Source organism: Levilactobacillus angrenensis, from assembly GCF_003946085.1.
In the GTDB taxonomy this organism is placed as follows: Bacteria; Bacillota; Bacilli; order Lactobacillales; family Lactobacillaceae; genus Levilactobacillus; species Levilactobacillus angrenensis.
Genome location: NZ_RHOB01000024.1, coordinates 24,758 through 34,062, shown reverse-complemented (window position 1 = coordinate 34,062; position 9,305 = coordinate 24,758). Strand labels below are relative to the sequence as shown.

Annotated in this window: 7 protein-coding genes; 2 read left to right on the top strand and 5 right to left on the bottom strand. The window is 47.4% G+C overall.

Features of this window, described 5'->3' with window-relative positions; all coding sequences use genetic code 11:
• Positions 1-269: 269 nt before the first annotated feature.
• Positions 270-1,307: a DUF5776 domain-containing protein gene (locus EKM83_RS11505; RefSeq protein WP_125577583.1), complete on the bottom strand. Its 1,038-nt coding sequence runs from the start codon at positions 1,305-1,307 to the stop codon at positions 270-272.
• A 19-nt stretch (positions 1,308-1,326) separates the two neighbouring features.
• The gene (locus EKM83_RS11500; protein ID WP_125577581.1) at positions 1,327-2,328 is read right to left on the bottom strand and encodes a C39 family peptidase; all 1,002 of its coding nucleotides are present in this window, start codon (positions 2,326-2,328) and stop codon (positions 1,327-1,329) included.
• A gap of 363 nt (positions 2,329-2,691) precedes the next feature.
• Between EKM83_RS11500 and EKM83_RS11495 the strand changes: the two genes are divergently transcribed.
• Positions 2,692-3,984: a CAP domain-containing protein gene (locus EKM83_RS11495; protein ID WP_125577579.1), complete on the top strand. Its 1,293-nt coding sequence runs from the start codon at positions 2,692-2,694 to the stop codon at positions 3,982-3,984.
• A 171-nt stretch (positions 3,985-4,155) separates the two neighbouring features.
• Here EKM83_RS11495 and EKM83_RS11490 read toward each other — a convergent pair whose 3' ends face one another.
• From EKM83_RS11490 to EKM83_RS11480, 3 genes are all read right to left on the bottom strand, one after another.
• A complete protein-coding gene (locus EKM83_RS11490) occupies positions 4,156-5,331 on the bottom strand; it encodes a mandelate racemase/muconate lactonizing enzyme family protein (protein WP_125577577.1) in 1,176 nt (391 codons plus the stop codon).
• A 15-nt stretch (positions 5,332-5,346) separates the two neighbouring features.
• Positions 5,347-6,951 (bottom strand): peptide ABC transporter substrate-binding protein, encoded by a 1,605-nt coding sequence (locus EKM83_RS11485; RefSeq protein ID WP_125577575.1) that lies wholly within the window; start codon positions 6,949-6,951, stop codon positions 5,347-5,349.
• Between the two features lie 286 nt (positions 6,952-7,237).
• Complete coding sequence (locus tag EKM83_RS11480; RefSeq protein ID WP_125577573.1) at positions 7,238-7,789, bottom strand: cysteine hydrolase family protein; 552 nt, start codon at positions 7,787-7,789, stop codon at positions 7,238-7,240.
• Between the two features lie 459 nt (positions 7,790-8,248).
• Here EKM83_RS11480 and EKM83_RS11475 point away from each other — a divergent pair, with 459 nt between their 5' ends.
• On the top strand, positions 8,249-9,151 hold the full coding sequence (locus EKM83_RS11475) for a D-alanyl-D-alanine carboxypeptidase (protein ID WP_225418671.1): 903 nt from the start codon (positions 8,249-8,251) through the stop codon (positions 9,149-9,151).
• Positions 9,152-9,305: the final 154 nt, after the last annotated feature.

The window sequence follows — 9,305 nt, the reverse complement described above, 5'->3', positions numbered from 1 at the left end:
TTTCTCAGCCTACAGCGTGGGGCGACTTGGGAGACTGGCGGGGTTTGCCAGGCTTCAAAGCGAACTGGAAGCCCGCTCTTTGGCTGGAGGTGTCCCCCATAGCAGGCGGAATCTCTGGCTGACGCAGGCTCCTGGTTTCACTAATTTTAGCGGATAGAAGACCGTCGTTTCAGGGACTATTGCGTTAATGCTACTTTCAACTTTTAGTATTAAATGCCAAAACAAAAGCGGCCACCCCATCATTGGAATGACCGCTAAATCATTAAGTGTTAATGGAATACCCGGGCAATACCCGCGACGTAAGAACGTTGACCGTTCTTGATAGGTTGCACCATGATGCGTGGTGGCCAGCTTTCGATGACCTTGCCCTTACCTAAGTAAAGTGCCACGTGCCAGATAGTGTGGGTCCCTGGTTGATAGTAGAAGACCAGGTCGCCACGGCGTTTGTGACTGTAGGCCACGTGCTGGAACTTCTTGCTAGCCCAAAGGTTGCGGGAGTTCCATTCGTTGCCAGGAAAGGCATGGTGAATAGCGCTGACCGGCTTAGGGTTGATCCCGCCGGCATACAAGGCTTGCATGACCAGTCCGGAACAGTCCGTCCCGTAGATTGGCTTTGAAGAAGAGCCGACCAAGTATGGGTTACCCTTATACTTGTAGGCTTGCTTGATCATAGCCTCGACGTGTTCCTTGCGACCGTTCCAGGCATGTGCACCCAGTGGGGCCACGTAGGAATCGATGCTGGTCCAGCTAGACTTGGAGAAGCCCAACTTGACCCAGGTCTTTTTGTTGACGGTCCCGGTGACTTTCAAATGGTGTTTGCGTTGGAAATTCTTAACGGCATAGACCGTGGCGGCATTATATTTGTTATAACCGTTGGCCGTGCCGAGCCGCCGCATGATCTTCCAGGTCTTGATGCCTTCGTAGCCGCGTTTAACGGTATAGCCGACCTTACCGTAAGGCTTGATCTGCTTGTAGTTGACCTGGTAATACTTCTTGGGATTTTGGTAGCCCTTGGTTTTGGCGACAAACGCCTTGTTGGCCGTGACGTACTTACCGGTGTTGGTCTTCAAAACAGGCGCGTGACCCTTGACCGTAACAACCTTAGAAATCTTAGCGTAGTGGCCCTTGTGAATCGTGGCCAAATGATGCTTCTTAGCCGCGTCCTTGTAGTAGGCAACGGTCTTCTTGACCCGGATGATGCCGGGGTTCTTGGTGTAGTAATTGGTCTTGGCTTGTGCGGAGGTCGTGACCCCAACGCTAGCTAAACCGGCGATGACAAGTAATGTGGATAGCCATGTTTTCTTCATGATTTTCGCTTCCTTAAATTTAATAGCTCAATGCGCGATAAGCATCATGCTTGCGATGATTGTGTAAATTGGCCAACGTCATGCTGGTCTTTTTCTTGGTCCATGGGTCATTGTAGTAGGCCCGCTTACTGCTGTAGCCAGACAACGTGATGGCGTGGTTGACGAAGCCGTCGACGCCCGCGACCCAGATGACTACGGGACGGCCTTGATTGATTTGGCCCTTCATCTTTTTAAATGAGGCGCCAGTCATGTTCTTGGCCGAACCTAGATGAGCTTTCACGGTCGACATGAGGCCCTTGGGATAGATCCACCAGCCGGAACGCGAGTAGGGACTGCCCACAAAACCTTTGTTGGGGTTCGAACTACGTGGCATTTCCTTGGCCAATGACATCTTGGTGACCTTGGCGCCGGCGTATTGCAGCATCATGGTCGTGGCCGTAATCTCACACCCGGTCGGCAATTCCGGCCGTTGGGCAATCAGTGGGATGTTCAACCAGCGATAGGACTTGACCGTCCCGTTGCGATGAATCCAGCCGGTCTGGGTGTGCTTGTAAGTAAATTTCAACCACGTGCCGTTGGCCATGGTTTCCTCCCGGGTGATGTGGACCTTGCGCTTGGCAAAATTTCTGCCGGTCGAAATGGCCTTCATGTTCTTAGCGGAGGACTTGGCACCGCCAGACTTGTAGACCTTGTAATTATGCTTCTTGTTGGCGCCAATCTTGGTATAGTAGTTGACGACCCGTTTGCTCAAAACTTTGCGGTAAGTTGGCTTTGGTTTTGGCTTCGGTTTTGGCTTTGGTTTAGTCGTCGATGAAGATGAGGACGAGACGCTAGATTCAGATTCAGACGAGGATTCCGAAGAAGCGGCGTCTTGGTTGGTCACGCTTTCATCAGTCGTCGTTTGACTGGTCGTGGTCGCAGCGCTAGACGACGCGGTTTTCGCGTACGCCAAACCACTGGGGGCAGTGCCCAGCAAGAGTCCTAGGCTGAGGGCAGCCAGGCTCCCGATTAACTTTTTCATATAATTGTCCACCTTTGTATGTAGTGATGAGGTATAATACGCCTGGATGGAAACTTATACAGGTATTATTTTACTGCTTATGCAGCCGAAAAACAATGCGAACACCCATCCTTGTATGCCATTTACCAGTAGCTAATCCGCCGGAATAATGGTTTTGACAGGGTTAATTCTACCGCTGATAAGGTGGAAAAACAATAGGGCCTACCAGAGAAAACTTTGTCGTATCGGCATTTGTCGTGATAGCTATCGGGTGGAATTCAGTGTGGTGTCGCTTGCAAGGCACAATAGTTTTTCGGCAGCAAGACTCGTATGATTAAGGGCATTGTTAAAATAATCAATACATAGAAATTTGGAGGGATTAATGTGAAGTGGTACATACGAACTATCACAGCTGGCTTGGTCATCCTGGTAGTCGGGAGTGTCGGTGGCGCAACGCCGGCTCAGGCGAAAAAGCAGGCAAAAATTAGTGACTGGGGCTGGCATTCGACGCTGTGGGCGAAGCAATATGTCGTGACGAAGGGCCCGATTTATAAATCGTTAAATTTGAAGAAGAAATCCAAGACCAAACAAAAAATATTTTGGTCTGACACCATGTATGCCTTAAAATTGACCAACGGTAAACGCGTTAGCTATCGTCAGCTGGCTAACAAGAACGGTCATCTAGTCGGTTACGTTGCCAAAAAGCATGTCAAAACTTTAAAGGATAGCGATCACCGGTCGGCGGCTTATCAGGCGAAGGTGAAAAAAGCCAAGGCGAAGGCAAAGAAGGCCAAAGCGGCCGAAAAGAAGGCCTTTACCACCAGTGAACGAAAACAGATTGCGACGTACCGTCAGCAATTTAAACAGATCGCCAATACCACCAAGGGGATGTATGTGCAGAAGCCAGCCGTAAAGGGCCACTTTGCCCCAGGTAAGTTGAGTGCCAAATACGTGAACGCGACGGTCGATTCGATTAACTTTTACCGCAATATGTACGGTTTATCACCCGTGAAGGCCGATGCCGCCTGGAACACTGAGGCGCAGTACGGTGCAGCGACGTTGGCTGCGGCAGGGAAGGGCCTGTCTCACGGGTTGGTCGGCCTCAACAGACCCAGTTTCGTGTCAAAGGCTGACTGGCAACGCGGTGTCGATGCGACGAATTCGAGTAATTTGAGTGGCGGAGTCACTAAACCATATGATAATATCTTGGGATACGTGAATGACGGTGACAGCTCAGACCTGATTCCCGGGCATCGTGAATGGATCTTGGGTGGAATTAACAAAGTCGGCGTTGGCCAGGTAGGTGACTACAATGATCTGAAAGTCTTTGGAGATGGCGAGAGTAGTCAGGTTCCGTCGGCCATGGCCTTTCCGAAGGCCGGTGTCTTTCCGAAGAGCGCAGTGGAGGGAACCCTTTGGTCCGTTTCCTTTGATCACCGCCTAGGGTCCGCTACGAAGCCCAAAATTAAGGTCACAGATAATACCGTCCATAAGAATATTCATGTTTCTGAAGTGGGGACCACCGATAAAAATTATGGCCGGTATGGTACCATGATTTACTATGAACCGTCGTTTGTTAAAATTAAGCGGAACCATACCTACACGATTAAGATTAGCAACATTGCCCATCAGAAAGATGTGACTTACGAGACGAAACTGTTTGATTTGAAAGATTAATTGGAAAAATGAATAGGTAGCGGGCTTCATCAGCGGATTTTGGGCTGATGGGGCCCGCTTTTTAAATCAGTTTAGCTTCTTAGGAATACCGAAGAACGCGCTAGTTAAACTCAGAATCAGTCCGAAAAAAACAAGCTCACGAAATCACTTCGCAAGCCTGTTGTCGAATTACTATTGAATTGTCTCGCAGTGGGAAGCCTGAATAGCTTCGTCACTGAGTTCTTGGCCAATACCTGGTCGTTTTGAAAATGTGAATTTCCCATGATCAGGTTGCTCTGAATATTTACCAATCCATTGATTATCTGGCTTCAACGCAATCTCGTGTTGCTCATGAATAAAACAATTGGGAACAGTTGCTTCAACCTGCAATGCCATGGCTGTGGCAATTGGCGTGCCACAGGTGTGTAGCTGTACGCCAATATCAAATGCTGAAGCCATGTCGCAAATTTTCTTGGCTTCACTGATGCCGCCACAGATAGCTACGTCTGGCTGAATAACGTCCAGAAGACGGTTGGTAATGAAAGGTTGAAAGCCATATCTGGTGGTAATCCGTTCGCCACTGGCAAGGGGCATCGAGGTGACTGCCTTCAATTGTTTGGTGAGCTTCGGACTGAGGGGCGAGCAGGGTTCCTCAAGATAGAAGATATTCAGTGGTTCAATCAATGGTAGAAACTGTTTAGCTGAGTTTACATCAAGGCCAGCGTGACACTCGACAATCAAATTGATCTTAGGCCCTACAGCTTCACGAATGGCCTTTAACCGAGCAACAGGGAGTGCAAGTTCAGCGTAGTCCTGTAAACCAATCAATTTCTGACCAAAATGACCCTGTTCATTGAGCATAAAGGGATCAATCTTAAGTGTTTGGTACCCTTCATCAACGGCTTTTTGGGCGACCTTGGCGTATTCATCAGGTTGTGACAAATATTTTGTCTCTAGGTGCCAGCCGAATTGTAGTTGACTAGCATACGCAGGAATTTTTTCTCGGGTTTGACCACCTAATAGCTGATAGACCGGGACGCCTAACGACTTGCCCTTGATATCCCATAATGCCGTGTCAATAGCACTGACGGCTGCGTAGAAGGTTGTCCCACTACCTTTACCCCAAAAGGTTCGCTGATAGAATTGTTGCCAAATCTTCTCAATGTTCTGCGGATCCTGGCCAATGATGAGACGAGAGAGGTCTTTGAGACTACCCAAGGCGCCGTATTCACCATCGCCGTAGAAGATACCTGATTCACCAAAGCCACTGATACCATCATCGGTGTTCACTCGAATGACAATGGGGTGCCAAGCGCCGTACTGCTGGTTCCACTTAACTTGAAAAATATCAACACTCGTAATTTTCATAATTGAAACAACCTCCTACTTAGTCACGTACATGTACTTGTAGTTCCACTGAGCACCAGTCGTATTGTGCGTGATGCCATGTAGGGTGGAGCGTTTCAGGTAGTAATTGTAGTTCTGGTATAACGGTGTTAGTGCTTGTTGATCGGATAAGAGTTTTTCAGCTTGGAGTAGCTTTTGCCAACGACCATTTGCACTGAGATTGTCTGTTGTAGAGTCATCAATCAGCTTATCGTAGGTCTTATTCTTCCAGCGACCATAGTTCTGAGGATTATTGCTGAGTACAGGTTGTAGAAATTCGATAGGATCGGCAATGTCGGCGCCACGGCCACCTAGATACGCGTCAAACTGGCCTTCAGTAGCCCGCTGGTAAGCAATCTGATCAGGAACATTTTGTAATTTGATGGTTAAACCGGCAAGGTGTTTTTCCGCATTGGCTTTAATGAGTTCAGCCAGTTTACTAGACGTATCACCGGTTGAGGTCATCAACGTAAACTTCAGTGAATTGCGATGGAGTTGTGCGAGACCTTTTTTCCAGTAGGTTTTCGCCAATTTCGTATCGTACTTAACGCTTTGGCCACCATCTTGAAGCTTCGCAAAGTCTTGATTTTTAGCGTTATAGCCTAAATAGCGAGTTACCGCGCCAGTAGGCTCGAGTCCGGAACCGTGTAATAGGTCAGTCACGATTTGTTTGCGATTGATGGTTAGCGAAATTGCTTTGCGGATATTGACGTTGTTGAAGGCTTTCTTCAACTGTGTATCCGTAGCGGCTTGATTGTAGATTAAATAATTCATGTAAGAGTAAGGACCAGCGTAAAGTTGTTTGCTATTCTTAAAGTTTTGGTACTGATCACTGGTCAAAATGGTGAAATCAAGTTTTTTGGCTTGATAGAGATTCAAGCTAGTTTGGGCGTCCGCTTCAAAGAACATGTTGATGCGGTGCATTTTGACTTGATCCTTGTCCCAGTATTTATTGTTCTTTACAAATGACCAGGTAGTTCCTTGTGGTTTCCACTTTGTCATGTTGTAGGGACCAGAGAAGACGACCTTTTCCGGTGTTGTCCCATAGTCCTTACCATACTTATCCACGATTTTTTTATCTTGAGGTGAAAAAGCCTGGTAGGTCATCAGCTTGTTGAAATAGGCAATTGGGTGATCCAAGGTAACCACCAAAGTATGATCATCGGTGGCCTTGGCACCTAGCTTACTGACGGGAAGCTTCCCGGCGTTAATCGCCATGGCGTTCTTGATTCCCTTAAAGAGATAGGGGTGTAAGGACTTAGTACTAGGTTTCAACGAACGTTGCCAAGAATAGACAAAGCTTTGTGCCGTGATGGGGTCGCCATTGCTAAAGGTCGCGCCCCGGCGGATATTAAACGTATACGTCTTCCCGTCTTTAGAGACAGTCGATTTGGTTGCTAAAGCCGGTGCAATTTTATGCTGCTTATTCAAGTAAAATAAGCTATCAAACATATTGCCGGCTTGGTCGAATCCGCGGGACTTAGAGATGTCCAACGTTGAGATGACAAAGTTGGCAGAGATGTTGGTCGTCCGAACCAGTTTCTGCGGTGAAGCAGAAGAAGACTTGGATCCACACCCGGCTAGCGTTACTAAAAGAGCCATAGCCGTGACCACCACAGTCACAGGCTTATGACGATATGAACTAAAATGCATCATATAACCCTCCAATAAAAAAGTATTAACCAAACCATCTTAAAAGTACTTACTTTAAAGATGGAACCGATACCATTATAACCACAACATTGTGAATTCAACAATCACTATTTGATGGAGATACCATATTTACCGCCAAAACACGAGCTTGAATGATGACATATCTCAGCTAAATTACAGTAAGCAAAACGGTCACGCCAAAATTACTGGTGTGGCCGTTCTTTTTAGATTGGGTTTAAATCAGGTCTGCGCCCAAACAAGTCTTAAAGTGGTTCAGCGCCCAGGCGTGGCCGGCAGGGTCGAAGCTGGCGACGGCGTCTTGGGGGATGATGAGGTGATAGCCCAGGTTGTAGGCGTCCACAGCCGTGTGCAGGACGCAGATGTCCGTGCAGACACCGGTAAGAATCAGGGTGTCCACGTGGCGTTCACGTAAGCGTAGGTCCAAATCGGTGCCAGCGAAGGAACTGTAGCGGGTCTTGTCAAATTGCCAGACGTCATCAGCAGACTGGTTGGCGTCGTACCAGTCTTTGAGCGGACCAAATAGCTCCCGTCCCCAGCTCCCGCGAACATTGTGTTGCGGAAAGAGCTTGGTCTCGGGATGGTAGGGATCGTTAGGCGTGTGCACGTCGGTCGGCAACAGGACCCAGCCACCCTTTTCGTGGGTCTCCTCAGCTAGTTGCACAATCTTAGGTGCCAAGTCCTGGCCCGGTTGTCCGCACGTTAAACTCCCCTGGTCCGCCACAAAATCATTGGTGTAGTCGATGATCAACAATGCTTGATTTGTCATGAAAATTCCCCCGTTTTCAGTCGTTTTCACTAGTATGCCGAAGCAGGGTGGGGAAGTCAACGGATTACGTTATTCGATTTTTTTATAAAACAAACTGAGGTGTGGGGCTGACGGGTGAGGTAGAAACGAAATAGTAAAGATGGCCAAGCTGTAGCAGGTTTATCAGAATAGTGATATTAGTTGTTTGTGAAGGGATGATGCCCCGCAACTGTTGCTGTTCGACACGTTTTTAATTGCATGGCTGCCGAACAGCGACAGATGTAAGAAAAGCCGCCCCGGTTGAAAATATCGTAGTAATCCACTGAGGACTGACGAATACACTTGTCATTGTGAAGCCAGTGTCGGTACCAGTTTGAGTAAACGACAATGAACCATACCGCCAATTCACGGGGTGGATTTTAAAACGTTTCAACTTGAGTTACAATTGTTAGGTAGGAAATATATTAGGGGGTAATTGGATTGTTTAGAATCAACAGAAGAGGGGCCATTTGGCTGATGTTGTTGAGTGTAGCCGTGGGGATTGGTCTACTTCAATCGGGGACCCAAGCAAGCGCCAAAGTAACTGCGTCATATCCATGGAAGTACGGGCTGAAGAAAAATTATTCCTGGACACAACCCAAAGATGCTGCACCAATCTATTATACAAAGGTCAAGAAGACTAAGAAATCCGCGTACATCTGGAATAAAAAATTCACCAAGAAAACGCACAACCTTAAGAACTTTCCTTATCACACTTGGTACGTCCAGAAATCCTTCAAACGCAACGGCAAAGTCTACTACAAGGTTTACGGCGGCAAGGTATCTGGATACGTTTGGCATGGTTACTTAACGCCAGCAATTTCAAAGGATTTGCCATCTTTCACCTCGAATAAAGCATATGTCAAATACTTAAAGACGAATCCGTCGCAGAAGCTATCGCGAGCACTCTTAAAGTACTTTCCGAACGCGACGGTTGACCTGGATTTAACCAGACACGCTGCGGGTCAATACGTTAACAATCAGGCCATGCCGTTGAAAGGATACCAGCCCATGACGTTGAAAGACTACCAGCACGTGATTGATTTAACCAAGTTACACTTTAAAGTGACAACGTCGCGGACGATCACTGATACGTATGTCCAGGATGCACTGATGGATCCTGTGCTGACCAGCAACGCGAAAAAGGCTAAGCAAGTCAATAAAATCTTAGTCAAGAATGGTTATACGCAAAAGAAAATTGCAAGCTTGATCAACCAAGGCTATAAACTGGGCATTTACATGAATGACAATACCGGCGTCAGTGCGGCTAAGAGCGGCTACCCGTGGACGATCAATACGGCTTTCAATGTTCAGAATGATTATGGACTGTGTTTGGCTAAATAAGTTATCCGCCGAGCAAAAAGCGGAAGAATACATTCATAGTCTACAATAGAATAGCATTTAACCAGCAAGCGCCTCACACCAACCTGTGAGGCGCTTTTCCTGTCCCAAAATCCCATTTCCAGCTTGACAACCACTACCCACTATCGTATATTGT

What these genes read in the sequence shown, in the direction of transcription:
- EKM83_RS11505 (WP_125577583.1), bottom strand. Translation starts at nt 1,307, where the DNA reads ATGAAGAAAACATGGCTATCCACATTACTTGTCATCGCCGGTTTAGCT.
- EKM83_RS11500 (WP_125577581.1), bottom strand. Translation starts at nt 2,328, where the DNA reads ATGAAAAAGTTAATCGGGAGCCTGGCTGCCCTCAGCCTAGGACTCTTG.
- EKM83_RS11490 (WP_125577577.1), bottom strand. Translation starts at nt 5,331, where the DNA reads ATGAAAATTACGAGTGTTGATATTTTTCAAGTTAAGTGGAACCAGCAG.
- EKM83_RS11485 (WP_125577575.1), bottom strand. Translation starts at nt 6,951, where the DNA reads ATGGCTCTTTTAGTAACGCTAGCCGGGTGTGGATCCAAGTCTTCTTCT.
- EKM83_RS11480 (WP_125577573.1), bottom strand. Translation starts at nt 7,789, where the DNA reads ATGACAAATCAAGCATTGTTGATCATCGACTACACCAATGATTTTGTG.